Origin of the sequence: Verminephrobacter aporrectodeae subsp. tuberculatae (assembly GCF_026127385.1) — a bacterium.
In the GTDB taxonomy this organism is placed as follows: Bacteria; Pseudomonadota; Gammaproteobacteria; order Burkholderiales; family Burkholderiaceae_C; genus Acidovorax; species Acidovorax aporrectodeae.
This window is the reverse complement of the sequence record NZ_QZCX01000003.1, coordinates 914,990-928,038: the sequence shown is the minus strand read 5'-3', so window position 1 is coordinate 928,038 and position 13,049 is coordinate 914,990. Positions and strand designations below refer to the sequence as shown.

The window sequence follows — 13,049 nt, the reverse complement described above, 5'->3', positions numbered from 1 at the left end:
GGGCCTCAGGGGGCAGGTTGGCTGCGTGCGCGCATGCAGCGGGGGACGATTTGGAACCAGACATAGAGAGCTGCCATCAGGCCACAGAGACCGAACCATTGAAATGCATAAGCGGAGTTCCTGGTGGCGGCCGTGCCGACCACGGGCCAATCGCGTTGCAGCCCCTCGCTGGCTGCGCCCGTCTGCTGCACCGTGAGATCGGCGAGCGCCAAGCCGGTCTCGGTGCGCAACGCCGCCAAGTCGAGATTCTGCCGGATACGCCCCCCCTCCTGCGCGCCACCGCCTCCGCGGAACTCGTACAGGCGCGACGGGGCCTGCTCCACACGGCCCACGATGCGCACCACACCCGGCGGGGTTTGCACCGCTGGCAGCTGCGCGCGGTCGATGAAATTGCGCGCCGCCCAGCCGCGCTGCACCAGCAGCACCGCGCCCGATTCCCCTGACTCCCCCGGCTTCCCCGATTTCCCGGCTTCCCCGCGCAGCTGCAAAGGTGTGAGCACGTAGAAACCGGGCCGGCCCTGCATCTGCCGGTTGTCCAGGTACAGGCTGTGCTCCGGCAGCCACCGGCCCTCGAGCACGACGCTGCGGTGCAGCACGGCCTGCGCGCCGTCGGCGGGGCCTGCGGCAGCGGCAAGCAGCGCCGCGCCATCGATCGCCGGCATGCGGCCACGCGCTTGCAGCGTGGCCTGCAGCGCCTCCTTTTGCGCAGCGCGTGACAGCTGCCAGAGACCCAGCGAAGCCGTCGCCAGCACGCCCGCGGCCGCCGCGAGGCTGATCAGCCAAAAATTCCGGGTGCTCGTCACGGGATAATGGGCTCCATGAAATACTTCCTCGTCGCAGCGGCGTTCATCGCCATTTTGACCAGTCTGGCGTCGGCGCTGTTCTTCATGCTGCGCAATGACCGTGACGACAGCCATGGCCGCGACGACAGGAACCGGGGCGGCCGCATGGCCCGGGCGCTCGCCGTGCGGGTGGGGCTGTCCATCGTGCTGTTCCTGTGCATCCTGGTTGCCTGGCGGCTGGGCTACATACAGCCCACCGGCCTGCCGGTCGGCCGCTGACTTCCCAGGCCGCGCGAGCGGTGAATGAAAAAAGCGCCGCGTGGCGCTTTTCTTCATATTGCCGGGGAAATGGCCTACATCCAGTAGACCAGCACATACAGGCCGAGCCAGACCACGTCCACGAAATGCCAGTACCAGGCAGCGCCCTCGAAGCCAAAATGCCGGTCGGCGCTGAAATGGCCTTTTTGCAGGCGCAGCGTGATCACCAGCAGCATCAACATGCCCAGGAACACGTGGAAGCCGTGAAAGCCGGTGAGCATGAAGAAGGTCGAGCCAAACACGCCCGAACTGAGGCGCAGGTTCAGCTCGGTGTAGAGATGGAAGTACTCGTAGCCCTGCACCAGCAGGAAGCTGAGACCCAGCAGCACGGTCGTCCACATGAGCGCAATGGTCTTGCCGCGCTGGTTTGCGCGCAGCGCGTGGTGGGCGATGGTCAGCGTCACGCCCGACGTCAGCAGCAGCGCCGTGTTGATGGTCGGCAACCAGAAGGGGCCAACGGTCTGGAAGGGCTCGACGATGCCGGCGGGCGAGGCCGTGGCGCCCGCAGCGACGCTCGGCCAGACGGCCTTGAAATCGGGCCAGAGCAGCGCGTTGTCCAGGCTGCCCAGCCCCGGCACCGAGTGCGCACGCGCCCACCACAGGGCCGTGAAGAACGCGCCGAAGAACATCACCTCCGAGAAGATGAACCAGCTCATGCTCCAGCGGTACGACAGGTCGATCTTGCGGCCGTAGAGTCCGCTTTCGCTCTCGCGGGCCGCGTCACCGAACCACTGGTAGAGCACGAACAGCCACCACACCAGACCCAGGGCCAGGGAATACTTGCCCCAGCCATGGCCATTGACCCACTGGCTTGCGCCCAGGATCACGAAGAACAGGCCGACCGCCGCCATCACCGGGTGGCGCGATTCGGCGGGCACGTGGTAGTACGGGGTTTTGCCGTGGGTGGATGCACTCATTTCAGCTCCTGACGCTCAAAATTCTTGTTCCCGGTTCGTGTCCAGGAGCAACTCATACGATCCAGTGCACCAGCCCGATCAGGCCGATCACCAGCAGGAAGATGGCCACCAGCCCGACCGCGATGATGTGCAGCGGGTTGAGGTTTTCCACGTCCTGCCGATATTCGCTGCCCCGGCGCAGGCCGATCAGCGACCAGGCGATCGCGCGCACCGTGCGCAGCCAAGAGCCCTTGCGCGCCAGCGCGGGCTGCTCCGGGGGGGCATTCATGATCCGGCGTCCAATGCCGCAGGCCGCAGCGCCGAGGTGGCTGCGGTGGACTGCGGCGCGGCGGGCGTCTTGCTGCCCACCTCGAAGAAGGTGTAGGACAGCGTGATGGTCGCCACGTCCCTGGAGAGGCGCGGGTCGATCACGAAGCTCACGGGCCATTGCTTTTTTTCGCCCGGGTCCAGGGTGTACTGGTGAAAGCAAAAGCATTCCAGCTTGTTGAAATACGCTGCGGCCTGGTGCGGCGCATAGCTTGGAACGGCCTGCGCGGCCACGCGGCGGTTTTGCAGGTTCTGGAACTCGTACATCACCGTCGTCAACTCCCCCGGATGCACCTGCACCGAGCGCTGCGCGGGCTTGAAGTCCCAGGGGCCGCGGGCGTTCGCGTCGAACTCCACGGTGATCGTGCGCGAGCGGTCGATCTGCGTATTCGCCGGCAAGCCGGCATCCTTGCCCGCCACGCCGTTGCCGGGCACTTGCCGCTCGGAAAGCGACAGGATGTTGATCCCCGTGATTTCGCAGATATGCCGGTAGATCGGGCCCATCGCATAGCCGAAGGCGAACATGCCGGCCGCGATCACGACCAGCTTGCCAAGCATTTTTGCGTTTTCGCGCTGCAGGCTCATGGTGCTTGCCGGTTCAGCGGGGCAGCAGAACCACCACCTTGAACATGATGCCGAAGAAGAAAACCATTGCCACGGAGGCCAGGATCAGCGCCATCCGCAGATTGCGTTTTTTCTGTTCGGGTGTCATGGGCATTCCTTTAGCCGATCACGTGGGTCGCGCTCGCGTCCAGCTTGGGCGGGGTTTCAAAGGTGTGGAAAGGCGCTGGCGAGGGGACCTCCCACTCCAGCCCTTCGGCGCCGTCCCAGGGCTTGGCCGCGGCCTTCTGGCCCCGGCCGCGCATCGCGGGGACGATCACCGCGAGGAAGAAGAACACCTGCGCCAGACCGAAACCGAATGCGCCCACGGTGGCGAGCGCATTGAAGTCGGCAAACTGCATGGCGTAGTCCGCGTAGCGGCGGGGCATTCCGGCCAGGCCCAGGAAATGCATCGGGAAGAAGGTGACGTTGAAGAAGATCAGCGACGCCCAGAAATGGATCTGGCCGCGCCTCTCGCAGTACATCACGCCGGTCCACTTGGGCAGCCAGTAGTAGACGCCGGCGAACATGGCAAACAGCGAACCGGCGACCAGCACGTAGTGGAAATGGGCCACCACGTAGTAGGTGTCCTGCAACGCGACGTCCAGCGGGGCCATCGCCAGGAACAGGCCGGTGAAGCCGCCCATGGTGAACACGAAGATGAAACCCACGGCGAACAGCATCGGGGTTTCAAAGGTCATCGAGCCGCGCCACATGGTGGCGATCCAGTTGAAGATCTTCACCGCCGTCGGCACCGAGATCAGCATGGTGGCGTACATGAAGAACAGCTGGCCGGTCACGGGCATTCCGGTCGTGAACATGTGGTGCGCCCAGACGATGAACGACAGGATCGCGATGGACGAGGTGGCGTACACCATGGAGGCGTAGCCGAACAGCCTCTTGCGCGCAAAGGCGGGGACGATCTGGCTGATGATGCCGAAGGCCGGCAGGATCATGATGTACACCTCGGGGTGGCCGAAGAACCAGAAGATGTGCTGGTACATGATCGGGTCGCCACCGCCCGCGGGGTTGAAGAAGCTGGTGCCGAAATGCCGGTCCGTGAGCGTCATGGTGATCGCGCCGGCGAGCACGGGCATCACGGCGATCAGCAGGTAGGCGGTAATCAGCCAGGTCCAGACGAACATCGGCATCTTCATCAGCGCCATGCCGGGCGCGCGCATGTTCAGGATGGTCACGATGATGTTGATCGAACCCATGATCGAACTCGCGCCCAGGATGTGCATGGCAAAGATGCCGGCGTCCATCGAAGGGCCCATCTGCAGCGTCAGCGGTGCGTACAGCGTCCAGCCTGCGGCGGGCGCGCCACCGGGCATGAAGAACGAGCCCAGGAGCATCAGCCCGGCCGGGACCATGAGCCAGAAGCTGAAGTTGTTCATGCGCGCGAAAGCCATGTCCGAGGCGCCGATCTGCAACGGAATCATCCAGTTCGCAAAGCCCACGAAGGCCGGCATGATGGCGCCGAACACCATGATCAGGCCGTGCATCGTGGTCAGCTGATTGAAAAACTCGGGGTTCACCAACTGCAGGCCGGGCTGGAACAGTTCGGCGCGGATGAGCAGCGCCAGCACGCCGCCGACCATCAGCATGCTGAACGCGAACAGCAGGTACAGCGTCCCGATGTCCTTGTGGTTCGTGGCGTACAGCCAGCGGCGCCAGCCCGTGGCGGGGCCGTGGTGGTGGTCGTGGCCTGCGGGATCGCCGGCATGCCCGTGCGGTTCGAGAACTACGCTCATTGGGGATTCCTCCAGATTCCTCGATACGGGGAATTACTTGCCGCGCAGGGCCACGACTTCCGCGGGCTGCACCAACTGGCCGGTTTTGTTCGACCAGGAATTCTTGGTATAGCTCGCCACGGCGGCAATGTCGGTATCGCTCAGCTGGGCCCACGAGGGCATGGCGCCATTCGCCGCGCCCTTGAGCAGAACCTGGATCTGTTTGGCATGGTCCGTGTCGAGCACGATGGCCGAGGCGTCCAGCGGCTTGATGGCGCCGGCGCCCTTGCCACTGGCCTGGTGGCAGACGGCGCAGTTGGCGGCGTACACCTTCTCGCCGCGCTTGAGAATGTCGTCCAGCGTCCAGACCTTGGTCGGATCGTCCAGCTTGGCCGCGGCCTTCTTCTGCTGGTCTGCGACCCAGGCGCTGTAGTCATCGGCAGACAGGACCTTCACGTGGATCGGCATGTAGGCGTGTTCCTTGCCGCACAGCTCGGCGCACTGGCCGTAGTAGTCGCCCGTCTTTTCGGCACGGAACCAGGTGTCGCGCACGAGGCCGGGAATCGCATCCTGCTTGATGCCGAAAGCGGGCACCATGAAGGAGTGGATCACGTCGTTCGCCGTGGTGATGATGCGGATCTTCTTGTTCACCGGCACCACCAGCGGGTTGTCCACCTTCAGCAGGTAGTCGTCCGGCGCCTGCGAGACGTTGCCGCTGTCGGACATGGCGCGGTGCCCGCTGTCGAGCGTGGAGATGAAGGCCAGGCCCACGCCTTCGCCGGCGAGGTAGTCATAGCCCCACTTCCACTGGTAGCCCGTGGTCTTGATCGTGAGGTCGGCGTTGGTCGTGTCCTTTTGCGCCACCAGCGTCTTCGTGGCAGGCAGGGCCATGGCGATCACGATGATGAACGGAATCACGGTCCAGGCCACTTCGACCTTCACGGACTCGTGGAAATTCGCCGCCTGCGCGCCCTTGGAGCGGCGGTGTTTCCAGATCGAGTAGAACATCACGGAGAACACGGCAACGAAGATGACCGTGCAGATGCCGAGCATCATCCAGTGCAGGAAATGCTGCTCTTGCGCGATCCGGGTGACGGGTGGCGCCAGGTTGAGCTGGTGCACCGCAGGACCGCCGGGCAGGTCCTGCACGGCGTGGGCCGCCGAGCCCATCCATGCCCCTGCCATCAGCAGCGGAGAAGCCAGCCGGTTGGAAATGCGCTTCATGGTTCTCACTTCAAGCTTCTAAGTTCTCAGTCTCAAATCAACCCATTTCCCGTGCGCGCCGGCGTGGGGCCGTGCGCCAAGGCTTTGCGGATCTGCGCTGGCGGAGCGCACCCTGCCCGGTCCGCAAACTGCTCCTGGCCCCTGGAACAGAGCCGATGCAGCCTGCCCATATCTGCGCGCAAAAAGGCCCGGAATCCCGACCGCCGGCGATTGTAGCGCGCCACGTTCCCGCTTATCGCCGCGCAGGAGCCGGCGGTCTGTCGCCCTGGTGCAGCATGGCGCGCAGGTCCTGCAAGGCGATGGTGCTGCGCGCGTCCACGCGCGCGCGCAGCACCGGCTTGAACGCGTGGCCATAGATGATCTCGAACGTCAGCGCCAGGCGGCCGCCCTGCGCGGGGTCTGCGAGCCGCTCGGACAGCGCCTGGTGGAACTGCGCGTGCCAGCGCCGGCCGCGCAATGCGGCAAAGCGCTGCGGGTGCAGGTTGCGGCCGAGCTCGCGCAGTTCCTGCACCAGGCGCTCGGGCGTGGCAAAGGTGAGCGTGATGCGCTCCATGTCCATCACGGGATCGGCAAACCCGGCTTGCAGCAGCATGTCGCCCCAGTCGTGCATATCCGTGAACGCGTGCCCCGCCGGCGGCCAGCCCATGGCCGCATGGAGCGCGTGCAGTTCGCGCAGCGAGTCCGGGCCGAGGCAGGAAAACATCAGACAACCGTCCACCCCGAGCGCCCGCTGCCATTGCGCGATCAGCGCCAGAGGGTCCGACGCCGTGTGCAGCGCCATATTCGCCCAGAGCATTTGCACGCTGGCGTCCGCGGGCATCCCGAACTGCGGGCTGGCCGCAGTCCAGCGCGCCGGATTCCACCAGGGCCTGCGCAGCGCCTGGTGCGCCACGCGCGCGCAATGCAGCGCGCTTTCCTGAACCTGGCAGCGCGCCTTGGGGTAGCGTGCGCTGACCAGCGCGTGCGCCTGCAACCCGCCGCGCACCGCGTCCCAATGGCACCAGGACGCGGGCGCCTGGCGCAGCCACTGCAAGCGCTCCTGCATGCGCCGGGCGACTTCCTCGTGCAGCCAGGGGGACACTGCGGGCGCCGCCGCGTGCCAGCGGGCGGCGGCGACGGGATCGATGGTGGGAGGACGCTCGCGGGAAGGGGAGGACATGGCGCGGCACGCAAACGCGCGAGTATATTGACGGCATGCTTTTCCCGCGCCTGCAAGGAGTTGCGCGCCGCCTGCGCGGCCTGTCGGGCAGCGTGCCCAGCCAGTGCGCCGTGTGCCATGCCTGGCCCGCGCAGCGGCTGTGCAAGGCCTGCACGGCACGGTTCGCGCAGCCTGCCACCCGGTGCCAGCGCTGCGCGCTGCGGGTGCCCGCCGGGGTCGGGGTCTGCGGCGCCTGCCTGCGCAACCCGCCGGCGTTTGACGCCTGTCTGGCCGCAGTGGACTATGCCTACCCCTGGGCCGACGCGCTCGCGGACTTCAAGTTCCGGGGAGACCCGGGTTGGGCCGCAACGCTGGCCGCCCTGCTGCGCAGCACCCCCGGGGTGGCGCCCGCGCTTGAGGCCGCCGACCGGTTGCTGCCCATCCCCCTTTCGGTACAGCGCCTGCGCGAGCGGGGCTTCAACCAGTCCGCGCTGCTCGCGCGGCGTCTGGAGCGGAGCAAGACGGACTCCCGCAGCCTGCTGCGCCTGCACGCCACCGAGACGCAAATCGGCCTGTCGCGCGCCCGGCGGCTGCGCAACCTGCGCGGCGCCTTCGCGCTGCACCCCGCGCAGGCCGCGGCGCTGCACGGCCAGCGGCTGCTGCTGCTCGACGACGTGATGACCACCGGCGCGACCCTGCACGCGGCAAGCCTGGTGCTGCGCGCGGCGGGTGCCGCGCGGATCACGGCGCTCGTGCTGGCACGGACAGCCGCGGACTGAAGCGCCGGGGAATACTTCTGCTTACGAGCAGACGCCCGGCGCGCGCGGTCAGAAGCCAACAAAATAGCCGCCATGTTCCACATCGTCCTTGTCGAACCCGAAATCCCGCCCAACACCGGCAACGTGATTCGCCTGGCGGCGAACACGGGCTGCACGCTGCACCTGATAGAGCCCCTGGGGTTTTCGATGGAAAACCGGCTGATGCGCCGCGCCGGGCTGGACTACCGCGAATACGCGCAGGTGCTGCGCCACGCGGGCTGGACCGCGTTCCTGCGCGACACCCGGCCCGACGTGGCGCGCATGTTCCTGGTGACCACCCATGGCGCGCTGACCGTGTACTCCTCCTGCTTCTTGCCGGGCGACTGGCTGGTGTTTGGCGGAGAAACCCGGGGGCTCCCCGTGGCCTTGCGCGAGAGCTTTCCCCCCGCGCAATGCCTGCGGCTGCCCATGGTCGCGGGCCAGCGCTGCATGAACCTGTCCAACGCGGTGGCCGTGACCGTATTCGAGGCCTGGCGGCAAAACAGCTTTGCCATGCCCGACGGCGCGATCGGCGACGCCCCCGAGGGCACGGTCATCAGCGGGTTGATCCGGTCCAACTGAGCGCGCCCGCGCCGCCCGGGTCCCGGCGTCACCGCAGGCCGGTTCTCAGGCGGCTGCACCGTAGCTGCGCGTGAGCGATTCGGCCACGCACACGGGCTTGTCGCCGCCCTCGCGCTCCACGGTCACGAGCCAGGTCATCTGCATCCCATCCGGCGCCAGGGACTCGGCCGCTTGCAGCGCCAGGCGCGCGCGCAAGCGGCTATCCACCGGAACGGGCGCGGTAAAGCGCACCCGGTTAAACCCGTAGTTCACGCCCATGCGCGCCCCCTCGATGCGCAGGCTCATTTGGAAGAATTGCGGAATCAACGACAGCGTGAGAAGCCCGTGCGCAATCGGCACACCAAAGGGCCCCGCCTTGGCGCGCTCGGGATCCACATGGATCCACTGGTGGTCGCCTGTGGCTTGGGCAAATAGATTGATCTGTTGCTGTGGAATGGGTAGCCATTCGGTTATGGCGATCTCTTGGCCTATGCAGGAGATGATTTCGGAATAGGTTTGGAAGATTTTCATGGGGCAGTGGGGCTTAAAATCTCAAATTCCTTTCTGACCGATTTTCCATTCGGCCAAGGGTTTGATTAACCAAGAATATTGTTCATTCAAGTCGGAGTTTTCGATGCGCTTGGCCAGATCTTTTGGATTTTTAATAAGATCAAAATCTAACGAATGGATCTCCAAAAGGTTATTGGTTTTAAGATAATTAAAGTAGGACAGAAACCTAGCCAATCCATCATCTGTTCCGCACATCTCTGAAGTTATCGTATGAACCTCATCGCGTGATCCATTTTGAAAATCGGAAATTCTATAAAGAACATAGTGCAACAACTCTCCATCAAGCCCACCTTTTATGGCTTCCCGAGCACGGTCAATCCATTTTTTGATGGAATCCTTAAGAAATGCATTATCTTTGGACAATGGATGATTTTCATTGCGCCCTTCATTTAAAATAATGTACGCAGAAACATGAATAGATGCCCCTTCAACAATGTTCAGAAAACATCTCTCACGTTCGCGTTCGTCAAGAGTCCTTGCAGCATGTTTAAGAAACTCGCACATCGTTTCAGAAATTGCTTTAGAAATAATTTTATGCGAAGTTTCAAATCCGACGACGAGTTGGGATTTATCGATCAGTTTTTCGATACAGCCTTCTATATTCAAAGTGCTGCAAGACGGTATGTAGGCACTAAGCCATCCGAGAAGGGAAGAAATCTCTTTGTTGTCACTCACGCTTAGCGCTTGGGTATCTGTTGTCATATCCAGTCCCTGGATACCTTTGTTGTCACTCACGCTTAGCGCTTGTTCCAGTTTTACGGGATCACTTAAAATCTCATGGATTTCTTCTGCATCAGGAACTCCATCGATGGTAGTGCACCTGAGATAACGAGCCATTCGACCAGGATCCGCCATTCTTAGTCCATATATGCTAGGGGAGTCGCTGGACGAGGAGAACAGGAATTGACAAGCGCTATCCGCAACTTCCCGTTCTTTGCCCTTCGGAAGAAACTCCGCCCAATGCGAATCTCCGTTCCGCTGCGCTTTTTTCGTGAGAGCCAGTTCGTCCTCCTTCCTTGTCCACTCTTCGGCGGAGATATCGTCGCCAGAAATGCCGTCTGGGAATGGCCTTCCACAAAAGTGTAGAGGATGATTGCAGATGTTTTCTCTTAATTCCGGAAAGCGTTGAGACAATGCCTCGAACACGATAGCATCTGCCACATTCACTTCTTTATATATTATCGGCAATACCAATGACAGTCGATTAACGATCCGAACTATGTCTCTCATATGTCTGGATAGGGATGCCGCCTGAGCGATTGCGCGTTCATAGAACGATTTTTCGAATAGACGCAGTGTTATACTTAGCTCTGTCAGGAGGTTTGATATTTTCTCTTCGGCGAATTTCTTCAGCTGTCGTTGAGAAATCGGAGGAATTGGATAGGCAACCTGTACGATCTTTTCAAGATAGCGAAGGCCATCCTCTTCATTGTTCGACCCCAGGGCACGGGCTACAATGGACCTATCATATGCCAGAAGATAAAGAGTCCGTGGAAAGTCAAGCACCGCTTTGACCGTTTGAATCATTGACCGAATTTCCTCGGGCGGCAGGCGGTCAAGATCATCGATAATAATTATTAATGGTTGACCCAGTTTATTCAACCCTTCGACTACATCCTCCTTTCGCTTGCTGAGATCAATTTTCGACAAGTTTTTTTCTATATGCTTGTTAAATCCCTCAAAGGCATTTCCAGCTGCTTCAGATATATTTCCTATAAAGGCAATGCCTGGGAAACATTTCAGGATTTTTAGAGGTTCGGCGATTGCCGCGCCATATCGCAGCAATTTACTTGCGGTTTTCAAACCATCTTTTTCAGGATTTTTTCCGATCCCTACGGCAATTTGAATAATCAATGTTTCAACAAGCGCTTCCGTACCGCTTACCATCCAAGGGTTGAATTCAATGATAATCGGCTTCGATGGCTTTGGATCTGTATTTCCTTTTGCTAGTGAAGATTTTTTTATAAGTTTTGCAAGTCCATTTAGCATGCTTTTCCAGATCGATGGTTTTGGCTCTGTATTGCCTTCTGGTAGCAAAGATTTCTTTATAAGTCCAATTAGCGTGCTTTTTCCAGAGCCCCATTCTCCTTCGATGCCGACGACAATACCTTCACTGCCTTCAGGAAGCGGGAGCGAGCGTGCCAGGTTTTCGGCAAAGTCCGACCACCCCAATGCGTCCTTTTCGGCGGGTCGATCAGAGTGGAAAAATGGTTTCGTGGTCATGGCTTTGAGCTTCTTCTTTTTTTTTGGCAGCACCAGGGCAGTGCGGGCGGGGGGTTGAATTTTTTGGGGAGTCAGTCAGGGAAAATAACACAGAGTCCGTCCTACAGTTACGCTGGCACATCGAAAGGACCATGCACTTGCGCGCCGCTGCACGCCGGACCGGAGACAGTCGGCTCCCCTTGGGGCTTGCGCATCGTACCTCAGGCATCAAGCCAGGCGCAGATTCCGGGCCATTGCTCCAGGTCGCGCGCCACGCGGCCTGGGGCCACGTCAAATAGCGTCAGCCCATGCGCTGCGAGGTGGATGTAATTTTGCGTGTCGCGCAGGTAGCCCAGCACCGCAAAGCCCAGGGCGTCGACAAAATGCTGCAGTTGCTCGGCCGCCCGGGTGCGCGCGTCCACGCGCACGCCGACGATGCCCACCTGCACGCCCGCCGCATGGCGGTGCTCGGCGAGTTGGTCGAGAAAGCTGCGCGTCGCGAAGATGTCGAACACGCTGGGTTGCAGCGGCACGATGATCTTGTCCGCGAGCTTGAGCACGTCGTTCAGGCGCCAGCCGTGCAGGCCGGCGGGGGTATCGAGCACCGCGTGCGTCGTTCCCTTGGGCGGGCGGCTGATGACGTCCGAGCCGATGTCCCAGGTGCCGATGGGGCGCGCGGCGGGCGGGCGCAGACTGAGCCACAGCTTCGCGGATTCCTGTCGGTCGGTGTCGCCCAGGATCACGGGGTGTCCCTGGCTGGCAAAGTACCCCGCAACGTTCGTGGACAGCGTGGATTTGCCCACGCCTCCCTTGGGATTGGCAACGACGATCACTGGCATGACAACCTCCTTGGAATCTGCCGGTCCGTGAAAAACACGGGCCCATCATGCCTTGGCTCCCGATCCGCAGGCGTAACTACTCAGCCCCCGGGCCCACGGCCCAGCCCATCAACCAAAGCGAGGTTGAACCGGAGCGCCCTGAAAGGCTTGGGTGAGCGCGTCAAACAGCTTGGCACCCTGCTTGCACGGTCTTGCCGGTGGACGTGAGACTGGCGTCAGTCAGCGCGAGCGCATTCGCTTCGGCACTGGTGGTGCTCACGTTCACGTCGCTCAGCGCCGTGACGCGGGTCTGCAACTCGATTCTGCCCGCAGCCGTCAGCGTAAAGTCGCCTGCGCTGGCCGCAGCATCACCCAGCAAGCGCACGCCCACGCCGGCCTCGGTCGAGGTCAGGCGGATGCGGTTGGCGTACATGCCGCCGAGTACCGAACTGTCTACCGAATACACCGGTGCTGCGCCGGTGTGCGTGGCAGGACCTGTGACGGCGCGCGTGTCGTAGCTCCAGCGGTTGGCGCCGACGGCGACGCCCACGTCCTGCCCGTTGATGGACGCCTCCAGCCGCAGCGAGCGCGTCACGAGGTCGAGCACCTGTTGCGCCGTGGCGTTCAGACCGGTGCACTGCGGTTGTTCGAAATCACCTCGTTGAGGATGACTCGCGCCGTGTTGGCCTGGTTGAGGTTGGCCATGACCTGTCCCGCCAACTGCGACTGGTAGACGATCTGCGCACTCGTCGTGTTGTTCAGCACCAGGCCGATCGGGTGCACGTTGAAGCTTTGGTAGCGATTGTGCGAGAGCCCGGCCGTGTTCGCCGCATTCGTGTTGACCACGGTGACGCCATTCGGCGCCACATAGGCGTTCAACGGGCTGCCGGGCGCGACCACCACGGACGCGACCTGCGCGAGCGTGCCCAGTGGAATCAGCGCGAGTGCGCTGAAGGCCCGGATGCCGCGACGACGCGCCCTGGCCTTGCGGCCCTTGCCATGTCCGCGCGCGGTTTCTGCCACGGCCATCCAGGTGGCCGATGCCGAATTCCAGATGACCCGATAGATGTGGTTCATGGCAAG

At 62.3% G+C, this 13,049-nt stretch carries 16 protein-coding genes; 3 read left to right on the top strand and 13 right to left on the bottom strand.

Annotation, left to right across the window (positions count from 1 at the left end):
* Nucleotides 1–5: 5 nt before the first annotated feature.
* Complete coding sequence (locus tag D5041_RS19210) at nucleotides 6–803, bottom strand: SURF1 family protein (RefSeq protein WP_265285504.1); 798 nt, start codon at nucleotides 801–803, stop codon at nucleotides 6–8.
* 15 nt (nucleotides 804–818) lie between these two features.
* Between D5041_RS19210 and D5041_RS19205 the strand changes: the two genes are divergently transcribed.
* Nucleotides 819–1,061 carry a twin transmembrane helix small protein gene (locus tag D5041_RS19205; protein WP_010100428.1) on the top strand — a complete coding sequence of 81 codons (243 nt, stop codon included), beginning with the start codon at nucleotides 819–821 and terminating at the stop codon, nucleotides 1,059–1,061.
* A 74-nt stretch (nucleotides 1,062–1,135) separates the two neighbouring features.
* On the opposite strand, the gene D5041_RS19200 is transcribed toward D5041_RS19205, so the two are convergent.
* The 7 genes from D5041_RS19200 to D5041_RS19170 all read right to left on the bottom strand — a co-directional run bounded on the left by D5041_RS19200 (nucleotide 1,136) and on the right by D5041_RS19170 (nucleotide 7,039).
* The gene (locus D5041_RS19200; RefSeq protein WP_265285503.1) at nucleotides 1,136–2,017 is read right to left on the bottom strand and encodes a cytochrome c oxidase subunit 3; all 882 of its coding nucleotides are present in this window, start codon (nucleotides 2,015–2,017) and stop codon (nucleotides 1,136–1,138) included.
* A gap of 52 nt (nucleotides 2,018–2,069) precedes the next feature.
* Nucleotides 2,070–2,285, bottom strand: a complete 216-nt coding sequence (locus D5041_RS19195) for a DUF2970 domain-containing protein (protein WP_169315361.1) — start codon at nucleotides 2,283–2,285, stop codon at nucleotides 2,070–2,072.
* Nucleotides 2,282–2,908 carry a cytochrome c oxidase assembly protein gene (locus tag D5041_RS19190; RefSeq protein ID WP_265282928.1) on the bottom strand — a complete coding sequence of 209 codons (627 nt, stop codon included), beginning with the start codon at nucleotides 2,906–2,908 and terminating at the stop codon, nucleotides 2,282–2,284. The genes D5041_RS19195 and D5041_RS19190 overlap by 4 nt, the downstream gene beginning before the upstream one ends.
* Before the next feature lie 13 nt (nucleotides 2,909–2,921).
* Nucleotides 2,922–3,035 carry a cytochrome oxidase small assembly protein gene (locus D5041_RS19185; RefSeq protein ID WP_010100431.1) on the bottom strand — a complete coding sequence of 38 codons (114 nt, stop codon included), beginning with the start codon at nucleotides 3,033–3,035 and terminating at the stop codon, nucleotides 2,922–2,924.
* Nucleotides 3,036–3,045: 10 nt separating this feature from the next.
* Nucleotides 3,046–4,677, bottom strand: coding sequence for a cytochrome c oxidase subunit I (gene ctaD / locus D5041_RS19180; RefSeq protein WP_265285502.1), 1,632 nt, complete (start codon nucleotides 4,675–4,677; stop codon nucleotides 3,046–3,048).
* A gap of 33 nt (nucleotides 4,678–4,710) precedes the next feature.
* The gene (coxB, locus tag D5041_RS19175; RefSeq protein WP_010100436.1) at nucleotides 4,711–5,880 is read right to left on the bottom strand and encodes a cytochrome c oxidase subunit II; all 1,170 of its coding nucleotides are present in this window, start codon (nucleotides 5,878–5,880) and stop codon (nucleotides 4,711–4,713) included.
* Between the two features lie 232 nt (nucleotides 5,881–6,112).
* Nucleotides 6,113–7,039, bottom strand: a complete 927-nt coding sequence (locus tag D5041_RS19170) for a class I SAM-dependent methyltransferase (RefSeq protein ID WP_265282930.1) — start codon at nucleotides 7,037–7,039, stop codon at nucleotides 6,113–6,115.
* 35 nt (nucleotides 7,040–7,074) lie between these two features.
* Between D5041_RS19170 and D5041_RS19165 the strand changes: the two genes are divergently transcribed.
* Together D5041_RS19165 and D5041_RS19160 are read left to right on the top strand one after the other, a co-directional pair.
* Nucleotides 7,075–7,797: a ComF family protein gene (locus D5041_RS19165; protein WP_265285501.1), complete on the top strand. Its 723-nt coding sequence runs from the start codon at nucleotides 7,075–7,077 to the stop codon at nucleotides 7,795–7,797.
* Between the two features lie 72 nt (nucleotides 7,798–7,869).
* A complete protein-coding gene (locus tag D5041_RS19160; RefSeq protein WP_265282932.1) occupies nucleotides 7,870–8,397 on the top strand; it encodes a tRNA (cytidine(34)-2'-O)-methyltransferase in 528 nt (175 codons plus the stop codon).
* A 45-nt stretch (nucleotides 8,398–8,442) separates the two neighbouring features.
* On the opposite strand, the gene D5041_RS19155 is transcribed toward D5041_RS19160, so the two are convergent.
* From D5041_RS19155 to D5041_RS19135, 5 genes are all read right to left on the bottom strand, one after another.
* Nucleotides 8,443–8,907: a MaoC family dehydratase gene (locus D5041_RS19155; RefSeq protein WP_265285500.1), complete on the bottom strand. Its 465-nt coding sequence runs from the start codon at nucleotides 8,905–8,907 to the stop codon at nucleotides 8,443–8,445.
* Between the two features lie 21 nt (nucleotides 8,908–8,928).
* Nucleotides 8,929–11,169 (bottom strand): KAP family P-loop NTPase fold protein, encoded by a 2,241-nt coding sequence (locus D5041_RS19150; protein WP_265285499.1) that lies wholly within the window; start codon nucleotides 11,167–11,169, stop codon nucleotides 8,929–8,931.
* Between the two features lie 200 nt (nucleotides 11,170–11,369).
* Nucleotides 11,370–11,987 carry a nucleotide-binding protein gene (locus tag D5041_RS19145; protein ID WP_265285498.1) on the bottom strand — a complete coding sequence of 206 codons (618 nt, stop codon included), beginning with the start codon at nucleotides 11,985–11,987 and terminating at the stop codon, nucleotides 11,370–11,372.
* Between the two features lie 160 nt (nucleotides 11,988–12,147).
* Nucleotides 12,148–12,573, bottom strand: coding sequence for a hypothetical protein (locus D5041_RS19140; RefSeq protein ID WP_265285497.1), 426 nt, complete (start codon nucleotides 12,571–12,573; stop codon nucleotides 12,148–12,150).
* Nucleotides 12,574–12,590: 17 nt separating this feature from the next.
* A complete protein-coding gene (locus D5041_RS19135; protein WP_265285496.1) occupies nucleotides 12,591–13,043 on the bottom strand; it encodes an ESPR-type extended signal peptide-containing protein in 453 nt (150 codons plus the stop codon).
* Nucleotides 13,044–13,049: the final 6 nt, after the last annotated feature.

Coding starts and splice junctions, on each gene's coding strand:
- D5041_RS19205 (WP_010100428.1), top strand. CDS start 819: ATGAAATACTTCCTCGTCGCAGCGGCGTTCATCGCCATTTTGACCAGT.
- D5041_RS19200 (WP_265285503.1), bottom strand. CDS start 2,017: ATGAGTGCATCCACCCACGGCAAAACCCCGTACTACCACGTGCCCGCC.
- D5041_RS19195 (WP_169315361.1), bottom strand. CDS start 2,285: ATGAATGCCCCCCCGGAGCAGCCCGCGCTGGCGCGCAAGGGCTCTTGG.
- D5041_RS19190 (WP_265282928.1), bottom strand. CDS start 2,908: ATGAGCCTGCAGCGCGAAAACGCAAAAATGCTTGGCAAGCTGGTCGTG.
- D5041_RS19185 (WP_010100431.1), bottom strand. CDS start 3,035: ATGACACCCGAACAGAAAAAACGCAATCTGCGGATGGCGCTGATCCTG.
- ctaD (WP_265285502.1), bottom strand. CDS start 4,677: ATGAGCGTAGTTCTCGAACCGCACGGGCATGCCGGCGATCCCGCAGGC.
- coxB (WP_010100436.1), bottom strand. CDS start 5,880: ATGAAGCGCATTTCCAACCGGCTGGCTTCTCCGCTGCTGATGGCAGGG.
- D5041_RS19170 (WP_265282930.1), bottom strand. CDS start 7,039: ATGTCCTCCCCTTCCCGCGAGCGTCCTCCCACCATCGATCCCGTCGCC.
- D5041_RS19165 (WP_265285501.1), top strand. CDS start 7,075: ATGCTTTTCCCGCGCCTGCAAGGAGTTGCGCGCCGCCTGCGCGGCCTG.
- D5041_RS19160 (WP_265282932.1), top strand. CDS start 7,870: ATGTTCCACATCGTCCTTGTCGAACCCGAAATCCCGCCCAACACCGGC.
- D5041_RS19155 (WP_265285500.1), bottom strand. CDS start 8,907: ATGAAAATCTTCCAAACCTATTCCGAAATCATCTCCTGCATAGGCCAA.
- D5041_RS19150 (WP_265285499.1), bottom strand. CDS start 11,169: ATGACCACGAAACCATTTTTCCACTCTGATCGACCCGCCGAAAAGGAC.
- D5041_RS19145 (WP_265285498.1), bottom strand. CDS start 11,987: ATGCCAGTGATCGTCGTTGCCAATCCCAAGGGAGGCGTGGGCAAATCC.
- D5041_RS19135 (WP_265285496.1), bottom strand. CDS start 13,043: ATGAACCACATCTATCGGGTCATCTGGAATTCGGCATCGGCCACCTGG.